Below are 21755 nucleotides of genomic sequence, written 5' to 3' on the forward strand. Positions count from 1 at the left end.
TTAGCTAGCTTTAATGTTTTAATGTTTTTACTAAATTAGTTTACTTAACAGAGACCAAAAGACCAATAATCACAAACTTTAAGATTTTGTAGTTAGCTGATTGTCATATTTTTGTTAAAGTTTTTGTAAAATAAAATTAAAAGGAGTAGATGAAGATGGCTAAGAAAGATATTAAAGATAACCAACAAAAAAAGAAGACTAAAAAGAAATATCTAGCTGGACTAGCAGGGTTATTACTTGGAGCCGGAATAATCACAGGTGGCACTATAGGGGGAATCAAAAGTAAGAAAAGAGCTACTAGAAGAAATAAAAAAACTACTATTGATCTTGATCAAGCAATTAACCAACAATTTCGTTATATTCCAACTACTTATACTGAAAATCAAAAAGTTGTTATAGATCACATTAACAAGATAATCAATAAATTAAATAATTATAAAAAACCTGTAAATATTAAGATTAATGATCTTGAACTGATTTTTTCAAAAGAAACTAATAGTGTCAAAATTGTGGCAAAACCAAATCATAAAAAATATAAAGGTCAAGTAGAATTAGAATTTAGATCTAAAATTAGAATTTCTGATTTAATTGCTAACATCAATATAGCTGATAAGTTTGAAACAAAACCAGATAAAGAAACAGTTATTAAAGTAATTAAAGAACAAAATCCAGAATTACAAGATTTTGACTTTGAAAATAATTTAATGATCGAAATAACAGACGATAAAATTATTATTACTCCAATTTCAGATAACTATCAAGATAAAATTGAAATTAAACTTGATCTTAAAGACAGATCTGAAATTTCAAAACCAGAAAGTGATGAAACTCCAATTTATACTGATATTACTCAAACAGAACTTAAAGAAATTGGTTATTTTAAAAATAGTGCTGGTCAATACCAAATTAAACCAATACCAATAACTGTTAAAAAGGTTCCTGATAAATTACCAGACTTTATAACAAATTTAAAAGGTGCTTTTGAAGGAAATGTAAATCAAAACATATCTGGACTAGAAAACTGAGATACTTCTAATGTAACAAATATGATTGATATGTTTAAAGATGCTAAAAACTTTAACCAACCTTTAGATAATTTTAAAACTTCAAACCTAGTTGATATGGGTAGAATGTTTTCTGGAGCTAGTGCTTTTAATCAAGATATTTCAAGCTGAAACACTTCAAGAGTACAAAATATGGGTGAATTATTTAAAAATGCCAGTGCCTTTAATCAAGATATTTCTGCTTGAGATACTTCAAGAGTAACTGATATGAATAGTATGTTTAACGGAGCTAGTGCTTTTAATCAAAACCTTTCAGAATGAGATGTCAACAAAGTTATTTACTGAAAAGACTTTAATAAAAATGCACACTATCAATTTAAAGATAAAAAAATTCCAGAAAAATTTACTACCATTTCTAGATAACAGTTATAAATTCAAAAATTGATAATAAAAAACTCTCTTAATTGCTAACTAAAAAACTAATTGAAAATCAACTAAAAGTGAGTCTCAATTAGTTTAAAATAATAAAAAGTTCAAATCAGATAGTACTTGAATTAGAGTTTTATATTTCAAAAGTACAGTTTTTAACTAATTATAATAAAACCTATTTTAAAAATTTAATTACTATTATTATCATTTTTATCAGAAAAAGTTAAGAAATTATCCGATGGTTAGTTCTTGACTTTTATAGTTTTTTTTGGAATGCTAATGATCTAAATCAAAATCTTCAACTTGACCAAATAAGTCTTGGTTTTCATTGTCTTGTTTTGTTTGCTGATCAATAATTTCTTGAATTTCTTGATCTGAAATTGATGGTAATTCTTCAAGACCCTTTTCTAAGTTAAAAATTTTAAAAAAATTATCAGTGATAGTATATAAGTTTGCTCTTGTAACTGGGTCTTTTTTAATTGCTTTAATTAATTTTTTTTCTCTTAATTTGTACATTTGATAAGCTGAGTCGCTATTTCTTAAATTGTCAATTTCAGATTTAGAAATTGGTCCTTTATATGCAACAATAGATAGAACTTCAATAGTTGATCTAGACAATTTTCTATTTTCTTGAAATTTTTCTAATTTAGCAAAATAAGAATGTAATTCTGGTTTTGTCTGCATGCGGTATTTATTTTTAGCAAAAACTTGAATGGATAAAGCACTATCTTCATCAGCTAGATATTTTTTATTCAAATCAATAATTGCTTGTTTAATTTCATTTGGTTTAATTGATTCTAAGACATTTTGAATTTCAACTAATGAAATACCTTCATCACCATAAATAAATAATAATCCTTCGATAATAGCTTTAATGTTGTTCATACTGTACCTCGCTTTCTCATGCTTGGAGTTGTTTAATAATGATACTTTCATCTTGAACAACTTCTTTTCTAAAACCTATTAAAATATCATTTTCATGTTCACTAATAGTCATGATTTGATATCTAACAAGATCTAACACAGCTAAAAAACAACTAATTAAATTCTTATTATTTAAATTCATACCTTCTAATAACTCATAAAGTGTTCAAACTTTAACTCTACTAGTTTTCATTTTGGCGATAATTTCATTTGCTATTTGTTGAGGTGAGATCGCTTGAGTAGTTAGTGTCTGATAAATTTCATTTTCAAAGTCAAAATCATCATAATAATCATTGATCTTTGACTTACTAATAACTGATCTAAAAATTTCAGTAAATTTATCTAAATCAATATCTAAAGGATCTAATAAAACTTCTTCACTATTAAAGGCTAATTCCTTACTAAAGTTTTGTTTAGATTTTTTTTTAGATAAGGTAGTAAAATATAAATTTTGACTTTCAACAAAAAAGTTGGCCATGTTTTTAATTTGATCATATTGTTCAATACGATTAACCAATTCATCGAATTCAAGTTCATCAGTTGCTGATTCAACTTCAACAACTGGTAATAAATAACGTGATTTTAACTCAATCAGTTGTGCTGCAATTGTCAAATATTCACTAGCTATTTCAATATCTAATTCCTGATTTTGTCTAATATATTCTAAATATTGATCTAATATTTCTATTAAACTTAATTTAACAATACTGATCTTTTTTTCTTTGATCATTGTTCATAACAATTCAATAGGACCTGAAAATTGATCGATAGTAACTTCAGTTCAATGCTTCATACAATAACCATGCTTTCTTAGTTATTTGAGTTTAAATCAATTAATTTTGTAATTTCTTGATTAGATTTAAAATCAAATTCAATTTGAAGTATAATTCTACAAATTATTATAAATAAAGATTTTGTCGTATTGCTAATATTCAAATTATTCTCTTTATTTAAATAGAAATGATCTAGATAATATTTAAGTTTTTCAATTAAATTAAAAATTAAGCTTTTATTTAACTGTTTAAAAAACTCATCACTACGATTCATAGTTCCTCTTGTCTTATAAAAAACAAAAGCTAAGTTTACAAAGTCTTTTTTAAAAACATAGTTATTTTCAAATTTAGTTAATGGTTTTAGATTGTATTTTAAATCTAAATTTAACATGTGATAGGTCATTTTATTGAAGTTGTCATATAAATAATTAAAGATTGCTTGTTGAAGGTGAAATTCTTGATCTCAAATATTAAAAAAAGTTTCAGTTGAATCATACAAACTATCTTCTAAACTCTGACGAACATAAAAGATTAAATTTGCTTTAATAATTTCAAAGATTTCTAAATTACAAAAAGTTTTTCTTGCTAGTAAAATTGCAATCAAAGTTTTTAATAAATGTAAAAATTGATCAACAAGTTTTTTTTCTAATAGTTGAATTTGTTGATTAATTTCTAAATCTAATTTATTTTTTTGAAGTTGTAATTCATTATTTAAATAATAAGCAATTTCTTGATTCTGAATTAAAAAATTATCAACAACATTTGTTGCATAATTAGCAATGTCAACTAGTTGTTGATTACTAATGTCTTTTTGTTTACTTGCTTGAATTAATTGCTTTAATTTTAAATTAATTAAATTTAAATCTTTGACTGTCATATTATTCACCATTATTTTTTAAAAGCAACTACAACTTTTAAAACATTTGCATATCATAATAATTTTTTAATTTTAAGATCTAGTTGATGATTATAAAATTGATCAACTAACTCTTTGTTTAATTGATTTTGAAAATCTAAATTATTTAAAATCACATCAGTTGAATTTTTAAGTTCTAAAACTTTTTGTTGAATTTCATCAATCAATATCTTAGAATCTTTGATTTGTAAATCGGTGATTTGCTTCTTTTCAAATAATTCGAAAAGAAGTTCTTTAAAATGATATGTTTGATTAAGAAAATCATTTAATTCTCTAAACATTGTAAAATCTAACGCATCATAAAAACTATCTTTTAAATTTGAATTACAAATTTCATCAACATATAACAGACTAAATAAATCAGATTGAAGCACAACAGTTCTGCTGTTTAAAAGTGCTGTATTTTGGATAATATCTATTAAAAATTGTTTGATTTTGTCATCAAAATCTAACTGATATTGATTAATTCAATAGTTCAAAAAATCTTTAGCTACTTTAATATCAATATCTTTAGTATTAGTTTTATTAGAATTTAATAATTGCTGACACTTTAGTAGTTTCATAATTATTCTATTACCAATCTAGTGTTAATTTTATCTTCAAGATTCTTTCTTAAAATGGTCGCTATTTTAATTTTAAAAGTCGTTAGATCATGATATTCAGCAATGATTCTAGGCGCTAATCAAACAACTGCTACTAAATAGCTTGCAATAACAACAAATAGAGTCGAGCAAACTACATAATATGCATTACTGTTTAAAACGACAAAGTCTTTAATTTGTTGAGCGTCAGTTGCACTAATTATGGCATCAGTATTTTTAAATATTGCAAATAAAGCAACACTTTTACTTTTTAAAATATTAGTAACTGTATTAGGAAGTAAAAACCCTAGACAAGCAAAGCTTATATAAATTCCAATAATTGGTGTTTTTTTAACACGATAGTTTCACATTAAAGCGATTCCAAATCAAGTATAAAAAGTTACAAACAATAACAATCCAAAAATAAATGATACTACTAAAATTAAATAAACATTATGAACAAATGTCATAACTATTAATCCTGCCATAGCAATTGCTGTTAGTAATGAAATTGCTTTAACAACTCCTATTGAATCTAAAACAAATCTATAAAATAGATATCCAAAAATCATTTGCCCACCTATGAATAATAAATTATGGTTTCTTAAAACTAATAGCACATTTTGATTAATATTATCTTGTGATTTAATCATCGCTGCAATATACATTTCAAAGATAGGCGATCTAATTAAAGCATTAATCAGACCAATTAAAAATCCAATTAGCATCAATCAAATAAGAGTTTTTTTGTCAGGTTTTTGTAGTGAGTCTAATAAAATATCATCATAACGTCTAATTTTTTGTTTATTTTCTTTTAATAAAATAGAGATTGATAGTGAAGTTAATAAAGCTAGTAAGGCGATAATAAGGATGATTTTTGCATCACCAAAGCTCTGGAAATGATGATTATTAACCAATGTTAGTGAATAAATTTCAACTGCAATAAAAGTAGAAAAAACGATTCAAACTCCACATTTCATAGAAGTTAAAATAGGAAATAATCTTTCATGAAACTGTTCATTATAAAATAGAAAATAAATAGTTTTTGCAGAAATAGCTATTCCTATTAAAATAGACATAAAAATAACACTAACTGCGCTAGGATGAATCACAAAACCTAAAATGGTCGCTAAAATAGCAGAACCATTAGCAATTCAAATTCACAATCTTCTTCTATGTAAAAAAAATGTTAATTTAACTGAAAGTGGGCTTAAAGCTGCTAAAAAAATTACATAACTACCTATAAGTGAAAGTAATATCATCACTGGTAGTGAAAGATTTTTATCATCTAAACTAACTAAAGCATCATTATTGATTTTGATTAAAAAAATCGATGCAATTCAAAATAAAGCCAGTTCTAGAAAAAATAGTTTCTTTTTTGATGATGTTTTATTTTTATAAAATAAAAAATGTGTCAAGGCTAATCCTAAAATAATAATTATAGGATTGACTATATACAAGTCTCATCTTAAACTCGACATCAAATCACCATCTTCTACTACTATATATAAATTATAAATAAATAAAAGAATTTATTTAATGGTTTTATTTATTATATTAACACTATTAAAAAATATAAATTACCTAAAATTTTAATAGCATTCAAAAAATGAGTAATACAAATTATTACTCACATTACTTATTATTTTTATTAAGCTTGACCTAGACCTTGTGCTTTTCATTCAGCTAAAATTTGGTCTTTTTCTCCTTTAGCTAAACGATCTTTATATTCTTGATATCTTTGTTGACATTCTTTAACTTCTTCTAAAGCTTCTTCTAAACTACCTCATCCATTAATTTTGACAACTTTATTTTGTAGTGCTTTATATTGTAAAAAGAAGTTTTCAATTTCATCACGGTAATGTTTAGGAACATCATTTAAAGTTTGATAGTCTTTAAATCTTGGATCATCATTAAATACACCAAATAATTTAGTATCAATTTCTCCAGCATCAATCATTTTAATTGAACCTAAAATTCTAACACTAACTTCAACACCTGGTAAAGTTGGATAAGTACACAATGAAATAACATCTAATGGATCTCCATCTCAGTCTAAAGTATTTTCAATCATTCCATATTCACCTGGATAGAAATTTGCCCCATACAAAACACGATCTAATTTAATTCTTTTGGTTTTTTCATCAACTTCATACTTATTTGATGAACCTTTAGGAATTTCAACTATCATATCAATTACGTTATTTTTTGACATATTTTTTCTCCCGCTTCTATTCTTATTTATAATTCTATATCAATATTTTAATTTTATATCATTTCAATTTTTAGCAAGTTAAGTTTTATTTATAATTTTTATAAATAGCTACATTTTAATGTATAATGAATTTATAATTTTTATAAATAGAAAGAATCTGAGTATGCAAAAGATAAACACACCAAAAGATCTAGTATCTGAAAATGATTGTTTAATAGTTGACTCAACAGAACAAAAAGATCACAACCACTTAAGTGCAGATCATTACCACGGTGTTCATCATATCGATAAATATGGAAATCATGATGATGTTGAAACAGCAGATTTTGAGCTAAGATCCGTCTTTCAATTTTCAAAGAGAAAGTTAATTTTTAAAATCGTGCTAACTGGAATATTTCTTGCATTAACTAGTGCGGTGGGTGCATTAGATATTTTATTAGAATCTATTCATATTCCGGTTGGTGGAGATCAAGTGTGAATTGAAACTAGATTTTTAGATATTACTGTTGTATGTATTTCGATTGCTACACTAGGTCCGATATTTGCTAGTTTAGTTGGTTTTTTAAGTCCGATTATTCACAATTTAATTCATGGTATGGAGCATGGTTGAATTCAACCACCAATTCAAGCAGTTGAATATGTCATTATAGTTTGATTAGTATTTTTAATTTTTAATGTGTTATTTAAAAATTCTCCAATTCATAAAGATCAGGATCCAAAAGTTGCAAACTTTAAAAGATGAGCACCTTTACCAATTATGGTAGTTTTAAGCGCTTTAATTGCCACACTTGGTTTAGCTCTTGCTTTATACATTCAATCCTTACTACCACATGGTTCGCATTCACATAATCATGATCATAATCATGGAACTGGAGAACAGTTAGAGTGAAATAATGTCAACATCTTTATTATGCTGGCTGTTTTTGGTTGAAACTGTTTAAGATTTTTTATAGCACTATCATTATTTACTGTTATTGAGTGAAAAATGAGACCTATTAACCACAGATATCGTTAAAATGCTTAGGAATTTTTATTTTGTTATGATTCAATTTATAAAAGATTAGATAATTTACAACTAATGTGTATAATTATCATTATATAAGGGTGCTGTAAAAAGCTGAGATTATACCTATTAGCAGATCATGGTAATTCATGCGTGGCTAGAATATCAAAATGGTTGTCTCTTTTTGCGTATGCACTTAGAAACACCCTTTTTATTTGCCCTTATTCGAGGAGAAACAAATGAATAAGAATAATTTAAAAATTATGATAACTATGTCAGTAGCAGTTGGTGTTGGATCAACTTTGACTTTAGTTAGTGCATGTAATACAAGATTTGCTCCTAGTTGAGATGATACTATTACAATTACAAACGGTTGAATTAATCCTGGATTTTCAGGTACAGAAAAAGAAGAAGATTTTATTAAGTTATTAGAAAATAAATTTAATGGCCTAAAAAATCAGAACAAAGCTACCAGAAAATATAAGGATGTAAAATTTCAAATTAAAGGTGATGGAGATAAAAAAGCTTTTTTAGAAAATTTAAAAGCTAATGACAAAAAAAATAATGTTTATATCGCAAATTATACGTACTATAAAAATTTTTGAGATAGTGCTAATCAAAAAATAAATCATAGAGAAGTTGATCAAGTTAAACTGGTTGCTCAAACAAGTACTTTAAAATTTAAGTGACAGTCTAATTTTAACGATAATGACTTTTATAAAAAAGATAACGGTCAAACTCTAATGCAGCAAGCAGAAGCTAATAATAAAATATGAGTTGATGATGTTGGAGCAGAATACCCAGATTGATATAAACAAGAAAAAGAGCAAAAATTGAATTTTGATGGCTCAAAATATACAAATTTCTATGACCAGAATAACAAATTAACTTATGTTTATCGTGGGGCAATTTTAATTTCTGGTAATAAGACAAATCGTGAAAAAATCAAAAGTCAATGAGAAAAGAAAGAATACGAAAATTTTATAAAAAATGGTATTGTTTACGAAAAATCAACAAGTGCAGGTCAATATTCATATCAAGTCGCTTTAATGGCTCGCCATTTTGGAAAGTCTGTTGAAACAGTTAAACATGATTTAGAAGTAAACGAAAGCTATAAAAAATACATTTTTAAAGGCAAAGGTAATGGTCCTGATGCTCAGCTAGGTAAAAAAGCTAAATTAGATAGTCAAGACTTCTATCCTTCAATTGGTTTTGTTGATGATGGAGTTTATAACTGAACCCATTCTACAGAAAAAAGCACTTTATTTAAACCAACAGAATTCAAATCAGAAAAGGGTATAAAAGATGATAATAATGTTGTTATAAGAACACTAATTCTAACAAATCCTGCTCCTTACGATCTAGTTTTAGCTAGAAAAGGAATGTTAGATGAACAAGTAAAACTTCTTACAGAAACTTTAACTTCTCTTTCTGTTGAACAAAACACATATGGTATTTATACAGGATATAACAAGTTCAATACTTTAGATAAAACACTATTAGAAAAAATGGTGAAATTACAAGTGCAAGCAGAAACAACTCAAGATTTAGCAACAGATATACCTGATGCAAACAAAAAATAATAAAGTAATTATTTTACGCAATGTTGCTATTGCTTATGGCAAAAAGAGTGAAATCATTTTAAAAAATATAAATTTAGAAGTAGCTAAAAATGAGTTTGTTGCAATTATTGGACCAAGTGGTGTTGGAAAAAGTACACTATTCAAAGTTTTTGTAAATGCCATCAACCCAATTACAGGACAAGTTGAAGTTTTAAACAACGATTTTAATAATTTATCAACAAAACAAAAAATAAAAATGCTTTCTAAAATTGGTTTTCTCACCCAAAAAACTAATTTAATTAATACTGATAATGTTTATAACAATATTGTTAGATCTATAACTAACTATAAAAACGTTTTTTATAAATTTTTTGGAATTCTTACAAAACAACAAAAACTAAATATTTTTGAAAAGTTAGATGATCTGAAAATCTTAGACAAAGCTTTTTATAAAGTTAGTGAACTTAGTGGTGGTCAACAACAACGAGTAGAAATAGCTAAGCTATTAATAAAAGATGTTGAATTAATTCTAGCTGATGAACCGACTGCTAGTCTAGATCATCAAACTAGTCTTGAAGTAATTGAAATTTTAAAAGAAATCTCAAAACAAAAAACCGTTATCGTAAATATTCATGATTTGGATTTAGCAAAAAAATATTTTGACAGAGTTATAGCGATTAATAATAAAACAATTGCTTTTAATAAGAAAACAAGTGATATCAAACAATGAGAATTAGAAAAAATAATCCAAACCAAAAACTAGTTAAAGAAGCCAATTTTTTTAAATACAGGTATGTAAATCTTAAAACTAACACTAAAACTAGTTGAAGAGTTAACGCTATTTATTATCATCTTTTAATCTTAGTTGCTATTTGTTTAATAGTGTGAATTTTATATTTAAATTCAAGTAGCATCAAATTTGAAAATTTTGAAAATGTTATTGAAAAATTAAAACTACTATTTAGATTTGATAATAAAAGCAATCTAACAACTGGTGAGTTTAGTACTAATTACACTAATTTGTTTTTAGACTCATTAAAACTATTATGATTAACAATAAAATTTGCTTTAACTGGAACATTTTTTGGTTTTATTTTAGCTTTAATAACTGCTTATTTATCGTTTGATAAAACAACAAATAAGTATTTAGCATTTATCATAAGTGTTTTTATTTTATTTTTACGTGCTATACCTGAACTTGTATTTATAACATTAATTACCGGAACATTTAGAAATGAATTATCACTATTATTAGTTTATTTATGATTTACATGATTATGATTGCACAAATACTATTTAGAAATGTTAAACTCATTTGATTTAGAATGATATTACAACTCTATCAATCAAGGAAATTCAAAATTTAAAGCGTTTATAAAAGAAATTTTTCCAAGAATTAAAAACCGTGTAGTTGCCTTATTTATCTTTTCATTTGAATCTAATATAAGATGATCTTCAATACTTGGAGCTTTATCACTTCCTGGAATTGGATTATTAATTAATTATGCTTCTAAATCAACTCATTTATTTAACCAACTAGCAATACCTTTAACTGTGTTAATGGTTTTTATTCTCTTTTTAGAACTAGTTAATTATTTATTTAAAAAACACTTATTAGAAGCAAAAACTAAGCTTGTTTTTAAACAAAAAAATGAAACTAAAGCTCAATACTACAATAGACTAACAAAAAATATTAATTTCAATAAATGAATAACTATAGCTATTTTTGCTTTTGTAACCATTGTTTCAATTGTAACACTTACTACCACTCCATTATGATTGTTTAATCTTACATCAGTTAAAGAATTTTTAAAAAATTTTTTCAATCCAGACTTTTCAAAGTTTAGTTTCACAACAAATCAGATAAGTCAAAATCCTATTTTATTATTTTGAAATTCATTCTCATTTGCTATAACTGGTATTGTTTTATGTGTTATCTTAACTTTAATATCAATTAGATTACAATCATTAAGTTTAAACAAAACTTACCAAGTGGTTATTTTTAGAAGTATAAATGTTTTTATTCGTCTTATTCCAGTGATTGTAATTTTTTATATCTTCAAAGCCATTTTTGATAATACAGTAACTTTACTGATCATTTGTATTGCTTTACATCAAATGAGTAGTCAAACAAAACAACTTGTTGAACTAGTTGATAATTTAGATCAACAAGTAATCAATAATTTAAAACTACAAGGGTATAGTAATAATCAAATATTTCTAAAATATGTTTTGCCCTCAATCAAAATAGAGTTTATTTCTCTAACAGTCTTTTATTTTGAATTAATCTTTAGAAGTTCAATAACTTATTCAATTTTAGCTAGTCAAGATTTATTAATTGGAACACAAATCACTAATCATTTAGACCCAAGAAATTTTCATCCACAAATTGCTTTAGCTTATGTTTGAATAGGAACTGTTTCGATTTTAATAGTTAACTTAGTTGGTAAATTAATTGTTAATAAAATTAAAAAATAATTAACAATTATCATCTCTTAAAATCTTAATTTTTAAGAGGTTTTTTAATGAAAGATTGCTTTTAGTTTTTACTAACAAGCATTATATTTAAAATATATTTGAGATAAAATATAAAAAGATTGGTAAGAAGGTTTTATGAATAAAAAATTTATTTCAAGAAATGAAATATTTGCTGATGAAATCGCTTTAATAAACAAAGAAACTAAACAAGCTGGACATGATGGAAAATATACTGATTATATTCAAAGAACTCTTAATCAGTTAAAAGTAATCGATCCACAATATTTTTCAACTGCAATTTCAACAACTAATAAAGAGTTTGAAGATAGTAGATTTTATTTAGGTAAAAGTAAACTAGAACAAAATATTAACTTTGAAATTATTGAAAACATTCAAGCTCAGTTAAGTTTTTTAAAAGATATTAATTTAAACCAAACTACTAATAATAACTCAAAACTTCAAACTAATTTTTTAGATGATGAAAAATACTATTCAGCTAATTTAAAACAGCTATCACTAAATATTTATTCACAACTAGAAGCATCAACTAAAAAATATAATAATAGTGAAATAATAAAGACTAACTTTGATAGCATCTCAAACTCTAAAAACAGTAAATTAGATAAAGATAGTAAGTTAATTCTTGATAAAGTTTCAAATACTAAAACTAGCGAACTAGTTAAAGAGTGTAAAACTTTAAACTTAGAAAAATTAAATGAACTAGATCGCAAAAGACAAATGTATCAAATTAATACTAAGTGATTTTCTATTTTATTTCCAATTTGCATTTTAGTTATGATTGTTTCGATTATTATACCTGTTTTTTACTAGAAAGGAGCTAGATTAGTGAAAAAGCTAATTGTTGCTGTTGATGGAACTAGTGGATCTGGTAAATCAATTACATTTAAAAAAATAGCTGATCTTGTTGGTTATCAATTCATTGATACAGGTTTGATGTATCGAGCATTAACTTGGTTTTGTTTAGATCACAAAATCGATTATAAAAATCCGGCTAATGTGATTAATTTATTAGATAAATTTGATTATCAAGTTATTGGTGATGATATTTTTGTCAATCAAATCAACATCACATCTAAACTTCAATCTAATGAAATCATCAATGCTATTAACTACATAACTCCAATCAAAGAAGTCAGAGAATTTATGGTGCAAAAGCAACGTGATATGGTAAAAACTGGAGGTTATATTGAAATAGGTAGAGATATTACAAGTGTTGTTTTACCTAATGCTGATCTGAAAATATATTTAGATTCTTCAATTGAGACTAGAGCTCAAAGAAGGTTTAATCAAAATAAAAAAAATAATATCACTGGTAAGTCTTATCAAGAAATTAAACTGGATCTAGAAAACCGAGATCATATTGACAAAACAAGAACAACTGGACCATTAACATTAGTTCGTGACGCTTGATATATTGACAATTCAGACTTAACTATTGATCAAGTTGTTAAGTTAGTTGTTGATAAAATTAAAAAATTAGAAAGAAAATTATAATGACAAAGGGAATAGTTGCAATTGTTGGTAGACCAAATGTTGGAAAATCCAGTTTATTTAACAGAATTATTAAAGAAAAAAAATCAATTGTTGAAGACAAACCAGGTGTGACTAGAGATAGAATTTATGCTAATGCTGAGTGATTAACTAGAGAATTTATTGTCATTGATACAGGTGGTATTACTTTAAAAGAAACTGAATTTGCTAAAGAAATTAAAATTCAAGCTGAAATTGCACTACAAGAAGCTGATGTAATTATTTTTGTTTTAGATTCTCAACAAGGTGTTACTAATGAAGATAAGATTGTTGCTAAAATGTTATACAAAACTAAAAAACCAGTAATTGTTGTTGCTAATAAATATGACAAAAAGCAAACCGGAATTGAAAGCTATGAATATTTAAGTCTTGGGTTTGGTCAAGCAATTATGATTTCTTCAACTCACGGAATTGGAATTGGAGACTTACTAGATAAAGTAGTTAATTTAATGCCCAAAAATCAAATAACTAATCAAGATCAAATTACTAAAATAGCTATTATTGGAAAGCCAAATGTTGGAAAATCTAGTTTAATTAATTCTTTAGTTGGTCAAGAAAGAATGATTGTAAGTGATCTTGCAGGCACAACTTTGGATGCAGTCGACACTAAATTTAAATATCATCAAAAAGACTATCTCTTAATAGATACTGCAGGGATTAGAAAAAAAGCTAAAGTCTACCAAGGAATCGAAAAATATAGTTATTTAAGATCACTTACTACTATTAATAATAGTGATATTGTTTTGTTAATGATTGATGCTTCATCACCAATCACTGATCAAGACACAAACATTGGTGGACTAGCTTTTGAAGAAAAAAAACCAATTATAATTGTTGCTAATAAGTGAGATTTAGTTAAAAATAAACAAGAAGAAATAGTAAAAAAAGAAGAAGAAATAAGATCTTATTTTAAATATTTACAATATGCTAAAATCATTTTTATTTCTGCTTTAGATAAAACCAGAATTCATAAAATTATGGATGCTGTTGAAGAAATTAAACAAAGTTTAACAACCAAAATAAAAACTCATGTTTTTAATGAAATTTTAAATAGGGCTCAATTAATAAACCCTGCTCCTGAACATAATGGTGGCAGGTTAAAGATTTATTATGCTAATCAAGTTGATGCTTATCTACCTACTTTTGTATTATTTGTTAATAATCCAAATTATCTACATTTTTCATACAAAAGATTTTTAGAAAACCAAATTAGATTACAATTTGAATTTGAAGGTGTGCCAATTAATCTTATTTTTAGAGAAAGAAAATAGTATATGAAAATCACTATAATTGGATCGGATGCTTATGCAACAAGTCTAGCAAATGTCTTAGCTGATAATCATCACAATGTAATAATTTATACTGCTGATGAACAACAAGCAGATGAAATTAACTTAAATCATAAAAATTCTTATTACTTAGATAATTTAAAAATTAACAATAAAATTAAAGCTACAAGCTCTTTATTAGCTAGTTTAGAAAACACCGAAATTTTAATACTATGCTTTTTAAGTGACGATTTAAACGCAACACTAGAAAAGATTATAAATTATTCAAAGAGAGAGATGATTGTTGTTAATGCTCGTCCTAGTTTAGATCAAAATTTAAAATCCTTATCAAATAAAATTATTAATAAACTTAATGATCAAAAGCTTTTAAATAAATATGCTGTAATTTATGCACCTAACACTGCTAGTGAAATAATTAATAGAAAACCAGTATCTTTTATGGTTAGTGCAACTAGTTTAGATGATGCTAAGATAGTAAAACAATTATTTGAAAATGAATATTTTAAATGTCTTGTTTCAACTGATATTTTAAGTTGTGAAGTAGCACACAGTTTTGATAAAATAGTCTCATTAAGTGCTGGAATTTATTCAGAGTTAAAACTTGGGTTAAATGCAACTTCAAATTTGATAGTCATTTTAATTAATGAAATTTATCAATTAATTAATAAAATAAATGGTGTAGAACTAGAAAAAACTTTAAATTTTGTAATTCTTTCTAGTTTTATTAATAAAGCTTTTGATGTTAATTGTTTAGAATACAAACTAGGTCAAGCAATCGTAAATTACAATAAAGCATCGACTGCTTTAGATCAACTAAGCTATGATTTAGATAAATTAGAAATCTTGAAAAGTATTGATAAAGTCTCGCAAATGCTAGAAACAAAAAATCTTTTTCTAAACACACTATCTAAAATTTTATATAATAACTATAGGCCGATAACACTTTTAACTAAAGTTTTTGTAGCCTTTGGCTCATAGCTAATAGAAAGAGAATGTTTAAAAATGACAAAAAGAGAATTGATTCAAGAGATCATTATTAATGAAAACATTTCAAAAGCTGATGCTGAGAATGTTGTCAACAAATTATTTGAAATTATTGTAAGTAACTTAGCTGATGGTAAAGAAGTTGTAGTTGCTGGGTTTGGTAAATTCGGAATTTCAGAAAGAGGAGAACGTGAAGGAGTTAACCCTTCAACAGGTGAAAAAATTAAAATTGCTCCATCAAAATCAATTAAATTTAAACCAGCAAAACAATTAAAAGAAGCATTAAATGATAACTAATTAAAATCATTAAAAACGGTTGGAATACTAACCGTTTTATTTATTAACTTTTAAAAAGATAAGGAAGTGTTGTTGTGATTGAAAAACTGTTAGAAAATGGTCTTTTATCAAAAAAGAAACTTTTATTAGAACACTACAAAAAAATTGAACTAACAGATAGTCAAGTCTTGATTATTTTAATTATTATGCACATTAATGACCAGACTAAAAAAATGACTACTCCAAGTCTTTTAGCTAGATATATGAATCTTAGTGCTGATGAAATTGAAAATGAGCTACAAATATTAGTTGAAAAAGATCTAATTGAAATTAAACCAAGATATATTGATTTTGCTAAGCTTTTTAAAAAAATTGCTCTTATTAGCTGAGAATTTCACAATATTCAAACTAATAAAGACTTTTTTGATCAATTAGAAAATAAGTTATCATCAAAATTAAATGATAACCAAAAATTAGAACTTTCAAAACTAATTAACCAAGCAGTAATTAAAAATCAAGTGCTTGAACTTGCTGATGAACTAAAACCAGCAAATTTTGATAACTTAATTCAAACTCTTTATCAAGAACTAAATCTAAATAACCAAACTATAAATCATCTTAGTCAATTTGACTGATTAGATGATTAAAATGTTTAACATAATCTAATTTTAAAGAACTAGTTAAAAATAATTCGATACCATTTTTTAAAATTCAATCTCTAGGAATTGTTTTTTTATAATTTTGAATATAATCTTTGATTTGTTTGTAAGTTAATAAGTAAAAATCATCATAACTTGAAAAATACAAAATAATAAAAGCTAAACCTTTTTGGTTTTCTACTAAATCTAATTTTAATTGTTGATTTTTTCTAATAGCATTAAAATTAAAGTTATCTTTTGATGTTTCTTTAGCATCAAATTCAAAATAAATTGACTTATAAACACCAATATAATCGCAATTAAAGTTATCTTTAAAAGTAGCATTAGTAATAGTTTTATTTGAAATATTAATCAAATTAATGTTAGTTGGAATTTTAGCAACAACACAAATTTGCTCATTAATATATTTTTGATTTGTAATGTTTAAAATGGTTTCTAAATATTGACCTTTGTTTTTTAATGGATACATAAATACACCCCTAATATAGTATTAGAAAATGATAAAATAACTTTATCAGGGAGAATAGCATGCCGAAAAAATTTAGTATTATTCAAATACAAAATAAGAAGTTTAATATCGTTTATAAAGGTTATAAAGCTGAAGAAGTTAATGATTTTTTAGATGAAATCATTACTGATTATATTTATTTTGAACAACTAACTTATAGTCTAAAAGCTGAATTAGAAATACTAACTTCTAAATTAGAACGATTAACTCAAGAAAATAATACTCTTGTTGGTGAGATCGAAGAATATCGTAAACAAAACTGAAACTTAGTAAAAAGTTCTTTTGGAGATGCTGATATTATTAAAAGAATTTCAAGAATTGAAAATAACTTGGTTGAAAATGACCAAAGACTTAAAAAACTTGATGAGATCTATAATTTATTTATTAAAAAGTAATTGAGTTTTTAAATTATTTTAAATAAAAAATTAATAATGTAAAATTACTAAGAGATTTTATCGGTCAATCGCTATATTTGAAAAATGATATAGAGGAAACTCCACGCTTGCACAATCTGTGATGATTGTAGTGTTTATGCTAGATGAATAAATAAGTCTAGGCAGTAGTTTTTACTGACGGCATAACTAAGCTAAGGCAATAGCTAAGCAGCAGTTATAAAGTGCCACAGAGACGAGTATAGGGAAACCTTGAAATGGAACGCGGTAAACCCCATAAGCAAGAAACTCAAATTTTGGTAGAGGAGTCTAGTTAAGAAAATTAGAATCAAAACTAGAAGCTTAACAGCTAGATAGATGATTGACGCTAGTAATAGTACAAAACGTGGGTTATAGATAAAATCTCACCTTATTTTTTATTAATTTGTGGTGATTATATGAAGGCAAAAAAACTTTTAAAAGTTTTAAAACAAAAACAGTTAAAGATAGCTGCTTGTGAGTCTTTTACTGGTGGGTTTTTTGCACATATAATCACAAACACAGCAAATGCTTCACAAGTATTTATTGGGTCATTTGTTAGTTATTCAAACGATTTTAAAAATAACATTATTAAAATTGATCAACAAATTATTAAAAAATATGGTGTCATATCAAAACAAACTGCTGAACAAATGACAAAAAATACTCAACAGCTAACAAATGCTGATCTAACTGTTAGTTTTACAGGTAATGCCGGACCTAATGCTAGTGAAAATAAACCAATTAGATTTGCTTATATCAGTATTTGTTACAAAGATAAATTGATAACATATAATATCAAATCTAAAATACCAATCTCTAGAAATTGCTTTAAGAACTATGCTGTTAATTTTGCAATTAAAAAAATAATTAGACTAGTTAAATAATTTTGTTTTTCTCTAATACTTAATTGAATGGAGGAAAATATGCAAGAAATTACTAAAAATAAGGAGCCAGATATGAAAAAAAGCACCAATGCTCCAGTTTGAGATTCAAAAGAACTAAAAGAAACAGTTAAAGAAATTGAAAAGATTTTTGGAAAAGGCTCTATTATGGTTTTGGGTGAAAATAATGCTCTAAAAATTGAGACTTTTTCATCTGGATCTTATTTATTAGATAGTGCCTTGGGAATTGGGGGTTATCCAAAAGGAAGAATTATTGAAATCTATGGTCCTGAATCTTCTGGAAAAACCACTTTAGCATTACACGCAATTCATGAAATTCAAAAGCAAAATGGTATTGCTGCTTTTATTGATGCTGAGCATTCACTAGATCCTAAGTATTGTAAAAATTTAGGAATTGATATTAATAAGTTATTAGTAAGTCAACCAGATAGTGGTGAACAAGCATTAGATATTTTAGAAATGCTAGTTAAATCAAATAGTGTTGATCTTATTGTTGTTGATTCAGTAGCTGCCCTGGTTCCAAAAAGCGAACTAGAAGCAGAAATGTCAGATCAAGCTATTGGTATTCAAGCAAGAATGATGTCTAAAGCTTTAAGAAAATTAAATGGTTTAATTTCTAAAACTAATACCACAGTGATTTTTACTAATCAATTAAGAGAAAAGATTGGAATTATTTTTGGAAATCCTGAGACTACAACAGGAGGTAAAGCTTTAAAGTTTTTTTCATCAATAAGAATTGAAGTTAGAAAAGGTGAAACAATTTTAAGTAATTCAGAAATTACGGGTAATAAAATTAAAGCTAAAGTTGTTAAAAATAAAACAGCTATCCCTTTTAAAAGTGTGGTTTTAACACTAGTTTATAATAAGGGAATTGATAAGTTAACTGAGTTAGTAGATTTACTAGTTACTTATGAAATTATCACAAAATCAGGTGTTTGATATTCATATGAAAATCAAAAAATTGGACAAGGTAAGCAAGCTGTTATTCAGTGATTAGAACAAGATCAGCAAAGAAAAGAAGGCTTTATCAAACAGGTTCAAGAAAAAATGAAAGGCAATTAAATTATTACGTATTATCTTAATTGCTCTATTTAAAAATTTAAAATTTGTGAAAAATAAAAATTAAAAGAACTCCCAAAGAAGTTCTTTTTATTGTTTTCGATTTAGCTTAACTGTCTGAATTTTATCTTTTTGTAACTGGTTTATTAACTCACTGATTAGATTTCTATTATCACTAGAGCTTTGCATTAAGTTGATTCCATTTGTAGTTTGATTGGTTAAAAAATTCTTAGAAAGTGAATAATTAATTCCTATTAAGTTAAATGAAGAATCAATTACCATCGATCCAGACGAACCTTGTCCTAATGCTTGCTGATCTTTTTTAATTTTTGAATACAAAGTAGAATGTTGATTTCAAATACTTAGTTTCATACCGTGTTCATCTTTAATAAATGGTATTTGATATTTTTTGTAATTATCATTTAAAAAATTAGCATGTTCATTTAAATTTTTATTATACCTAACTCATAATGATCTAAGATCATTTTTGTTAAAGGCTCTTTTTTGTACATCAATTATTCCGCCTTGAGATTTTATTGCTCTAAAGTTAGTATCTTCAATTTCTTTGTTATCTATAGTTCGTTTTTCTAATGGATAACCAGCATAAAACGATGTTTGTATAGGGTGAAATTTGTTTGTTTTATAGTTAATATAAAAATCTTTTTCTTTTTCTAAGCCTATTATTTGATCGAGCTTTGGAAGGATATGTTTTAAATTATTTTTTGGTATTTTAACTTTTAAAACTAAAAAGTCTGCTCTAGCATTTGTTGTTGAATGTAAATTATTTTCATTTTTTGAATCAAAAAATAGTTTTGGATCATCATTTCTTTTAGCACTAATGTCTGAAGCGTTATGTCTATAATAAAAATAACTAGCATCTAGATATTGATCATAAATACTAAAAATAGCGTCTAACTTAGATTTTGTACTTACAAATTCAAAATCAGATTTTAAATCTTTTTCTATGCCACGAGTTCCTTTTATAAAAACATTTTTTCTGATAAAAGTATCTTCTTGACTATTAATGTTTCAAAATCCAGGAAGTTCTTTTTGTTTATTTCAAGTATCTAAAATTTTTTTAGCGTCTTTATTACTCTCGAATCTAGTTTTATCAAATGTTTTAGTTAAGTCAAACACATGGAGATTAGTTGCTAATAATAGCTCTCAATTATCTTTATATTGATTAATTACACGATCTAGGACTCAAAAAGTACCAACTTCTTCAAGTCCTTTTAATCTATAATCTATTATTCTATTAAAATTGTCTTTGTCAGCTTCTCATCTTTTTGTTCTAATTGTTAAACTAAAACTTCTATCATAAATATATTGAAAATAATCAAGATCGCGTTTTAAACTTTTTTTGTTTAAGATAATCAGTTTTTAAAAAATAATTTCTTTTATCAGTTTGAATTAACATTTCAAACGTTCCATTTTGATCATTAAAATTTGACTTTATTTTAGTTATTTTTTCAGATGCAATATTAAATTCTTTTGCAAGTGACTCAAAGTTTGTGTAATAAAATAATTGACTTAAATTTGATGGTAAAAAACCAAAGGGATTATTTAAAATAATTTCATCTAAATTATTAACTACTAATTCAATAGCACTAGTCACTTCTTCTTGTTTGAAAGTGTCTAAATATTTTTGATCCATCATCGCTTCTATTGCAACGTTAGGATAATAAAATTCTGCTTTTTGTTTTGGATTTTCTCCAAAATTACCATATTCACCTAGCTCTTTTATAAATTCAAAAAATTGCATATTAACAGTATCATCTGAAGAACTAAAAGAAAAATCAACTTGATGTCCATGATTTCCTTTTTTTAAATCATTCACCAAGATTGTGCTCAACAGTTTTGAATTTAGGTGTTTTAAAAATAATTTCTCTTGGAGAAAGAAATTTTATTTGATTTAGGTCAAATAAATGTTTTTCAACAAAGTATTCAGGATTTTGTTGCTTATTATAAGTTTTTCCTTTTTCTCATTTTAAGACTTTGTTGGGTAATACAATCATTTGACTGTTATTAGGATTTTTATTTTCTGGATCTTGAAGAGCTTTATTGCTATTGGTGTTATTATCTTTATTAATTTTTCTAGCCTGACAAGACAAAGTAGATAACCAAGTGGATGCTAATAATGCTGAACTTAATACTAAATAAATTTGTTTAATTTTCATAATAATCACAACAACTAGTTTTTTTAATTTACTAATAAAAACTTTATAAAAA

At 25.5% G+C, this 21755-nt stretch carries 21 protein-coding genes, 1 other RNA gene and 1 pseudogene; 15 read left to right on the plus strand and 8 right to left on the minus strand.

Going from position 1 to position 21755, the window contains the following annotated elements; all coding sequences use genetic code 4:
• Positions 1–149: 149 nt before the first annotated feature.
• Complete coding sequence (locus MPUT_RS01915) at positions 150–1427, plus strand: BspA family leucine-rich repeat surface protein (protein WP_014035119.1); 1278 nt, start codon at positions 150–152, stop codon at positions 1425–1427.
• Between the two features lie 282 nt (positions 1428–1709).
• Here MPUT_RS01915 and scpB read toward each other — a convergent pair whose 3' ends face one another.
• From scpB to MPUT_RS01945, 6 genes are all read right to left on the minus strand, one after another.
• Complete coding sequence (gene scpB / locus MPUT_RS01920) at positions 1710–2318, minus strand: SMC-Scp complex subunit ScpB (protein ID WP_014035120.1); 609 nt, start codon at positions 2316–2318, stop codon at positions 1710–1712.
• Positions 2305–3150, minus strand: coding sequence for a segregation and condensation protein A (locus tag MPUT_RS01925; protein ID WP_014035121.1), 846 nt, complete (start codon positions 3148–3150; stop codon positions 2305–2307). The genes scpB and MPUT_RS01925 overlap by 14 nt, the downstream gene beginning before the upstream one ends.
• 17 nt (positions 3151–3167) lie before the next feature.
• Complete coding sequence (locus MPUT_RS01930; protein ID WP_014035122.1) at positions 3168–4007, minus strand: hypothetical protein; 840 nt, start codon at positions 4005–4007, stop codon at positions 3168–3170.
• A gap of 11 nt (positions 4008–4018) precedes the next feature.
• Entirely contained in the window at positions 4019–4609 is a 591-nt protein-coding gene (locus MPUT_RS01935; protein ID WP_014035123.1) for a hypothetical protein, read from the minus strand.
• A gap of 2 nt (positions 4610–4611) precedes the next feature.
• Positions 4612–6108 (minus strand): MFS cation transporter, encoded by a 1497-nt coding sequence (locus MPUT_RS01940; RefSeq protein WP_014035124.1) that lies wholly within the window; start codon positions 6106–6108, stop codon positions 4612–4614.
• Between the two features lie 170 nt (positions 6109–6278).
• Positions 6279–6842, minus strand: coding sequence for an inorganic diphosphatase (locus MPUT_RS01945; RefSeq protein WP_014035125.1), 564 nt, complete (start codon positions 6840–6842; stop codon positions 6279–6281).
• A 163-nt stretch (positions 6843–7005) separates the two neighbouring features.
• Between MPUT_RS01945 and MPUT_RS01950 the strand changes: the two genes are divergently transcribed.
• From MPUT_RS01950 to MPUT_RS01995, 10 genes are all read left to right on the plus strand, one after another.
• Positions 7006–7857, plus strand: a complete 852-nt coding sequence (locus MPUT_RS01950) for an ECF transporter S component (protein WP_043714027.1) — start codon at positions 7006–7008, stop codon at positions 7855–7857.
• A gap of 227 nt (positions 7858–8084) precedes the next feature.
• Positions 8085–9428, plus strand: coding sequence for an ABC transporter thiamine pyrophosphate-binding lipoprotein p37/Cypl (gene cypl / locus MPUT_RS01955; RefSeq protein ID WP_014035127.1), 1344 nt, complete (start codon positions 8085–8087; stop codon positions 9426–9428).
• On the plus strand, positions 9412–10170 hold the full coding sequence (locus MPUT_RS01960) for an ATP-binding cassette domain-containing protein (RefSeq protein ID WP_014035128.1): 759 nt from the start codon (positions 9412–9414) through the stop codon (positions 10168–10170). The genes cypl and MPUT_RS01960 overlap by 17 nt, the downstream gene beginning before the upstream one ends.
• Positions 10134–11885 carry a PhnE/PtxC family ABC transporter permease gene (locus tag MPUT_RS01965; RefSeq protein ID WP_014035129.1) on the plus strand — a complete coding sequence of 584 codons (1752 nt, stop codon included), beginning with the start codon at positions 10134–10136 and terminating at the stop codon, positions 11883–11885. Before MPUT_RS01960 ends, MPUT_RS01965 begins: the two co-directional genes overlap by 37 nt.
• A gap of 135 nt (positions 11886–12020) precedes the next feature.
• Positions 12021–12716 (plus strand): hypothetical protein, encoded by a 696-nt coding sequence (locus tag MPUT_RS01970; protein WP_014035130.1) that lies wholly within the window; start codon positions 12021–12023, stop codon positions 12714–12716.
• A gap of 15 nt (positions 12717–12731) precedes the next feature.
• Positions 12732–13400, plus strand: coding sequence for a (d)CMP kinase (gene cmk / locus MPUT_RS01975; protein ID WP_014035131.1), 669 nt, complete (start codon positions 12732–12734; stop codon positions 13398–13400).
• A complete protein-coding gene (der, locus tag MPUT_RS01980) occupies positions 13400–14707 on the plus strand; it encodes a ribosome biogenesis GTPase Der (protein ID WP_014035132.1) in 1308 nt (435 codons plus the stop codon). The genes cmk and der overlap by 1 nt, the downstream gene beginning before the upstream one ends.
• Positions 14708–14710: 3 nt before the next feature.
• Positions 14711–15703 carry an NAD(P)-binding domain-containing protein gene (locus MPUT_RS01985; protein ID WP_014035133.1) on the plus strand — a complete coding sequence of 331 codons (993 nt, stop codon included), beginning with the start codon at positions 14711–14713 and terminating at the stop codon, positions 15701–15703.
• Between the two features lie 24 nt (positions 15704–15727).
• Positions 15728–16006, plus strand: a complete 279-nt coding sequence (locus MPUT_RS01990; RefSeq protein ID WP_014035134.1) for an HU family DNA-binding protein — start codon at positions 15728–15730, stop codon at positions 16004–16006.
• A gap of 74 nt (positions 16007–16080) precedes the next feature.
• Complete coding sequence (locus tag MPUT_RS01995) at positions 16081–16632, plus strand: DnaD family protein (protein ID WP_014035135.1); 552 nt, start codon at positions 16081–16083, stop codon at positions 16630–16632.
• Here MPUT_RS01995 and MPUT_RS02000 read toward each other — a convergent pair.
• Positions 16604–17113, minus strand: a complete 510-nt coding sequence (locus tag MPUT_RS02000) for a Holliday junction resolvase RecU (protein WP_014035136.1) — start codon at positions 17111–17113, stop codon at positions 16604–16606. The two genes, MPUT_RS01995 and MPUT_RS02000, sit on opposite strands and share 29 nt — an antisense overlap.
• Positions 17114–17172: 59 nt before the next feature.
• Here MPUT_RS02000 and MPUT_RS02005 point away from each other — a divergent pair, with 59 nt between their 5' ends.
• The 4 genes from MPUT_RS02005 (at position 17173) to recA (ending at position 19529) form a co-directional block, all read left to right on the plus strand.
• Positions 17173–17547, plus strand: coding sequence for a DivIVA domain-containing protein (locus tag MPUT_RS02005; protein WP_014035137.1), 375 nt, complete (start codon positions 17173–17175; stop codon positions 17545–17547).
• A gap of 56 nt (positions 17548–17603) precedes the next feature.
• Positions 17604–17942: RNase P RNA component class B (gene rnpB, locus MPUT_RS03655), an RNA gene on the plus strand.
• 39 nt (positions 17943–17981) lie between these two features.
• On the plus strand, positions 17982–18449 hold the full coding sequence (locus MPUT_RS02010; protein WP_014035138.1) for a CinA family protein: 468 nt from the start codon (positions 17982–17984) through the stop codon (positions 18447–18449).
• 72 nt (positions 18450–18521) lie between these two features.
• On the plus strand, positions 18522–19529 hold the full coding sequence (recA, locus tag MPUT_RS02015; RefSeq protein ID WP_014035139.1) for a recombinase RecA: 1008 nt from the start codon (positions 18522–18524) through the stop codon (positions 19527–19529).
• A gap of 87 nt (positions 19530–19616) precedes the next feature.
• Here recA and MPUT_RS03950 read toward each other — a convergent pair.
• Positions 19617–21703, minus strand: a pseudogene (locus MPUT_RS03950) (MAG2960 family serine endopeptidase lipoprotein).
• Positions 21704–21755: the final 52 nt, after the last annotated feature.

Source organism: Mycoplasma putrefaciens KS1, assembly GCF_000224105.1.
Lineage (GTDB): Bacteria > Bacillota_I > Bacilli_A > Mycoplasmatales > Mycoplasmataceae > Mycoplasma > Mycoplasma putrefaciens.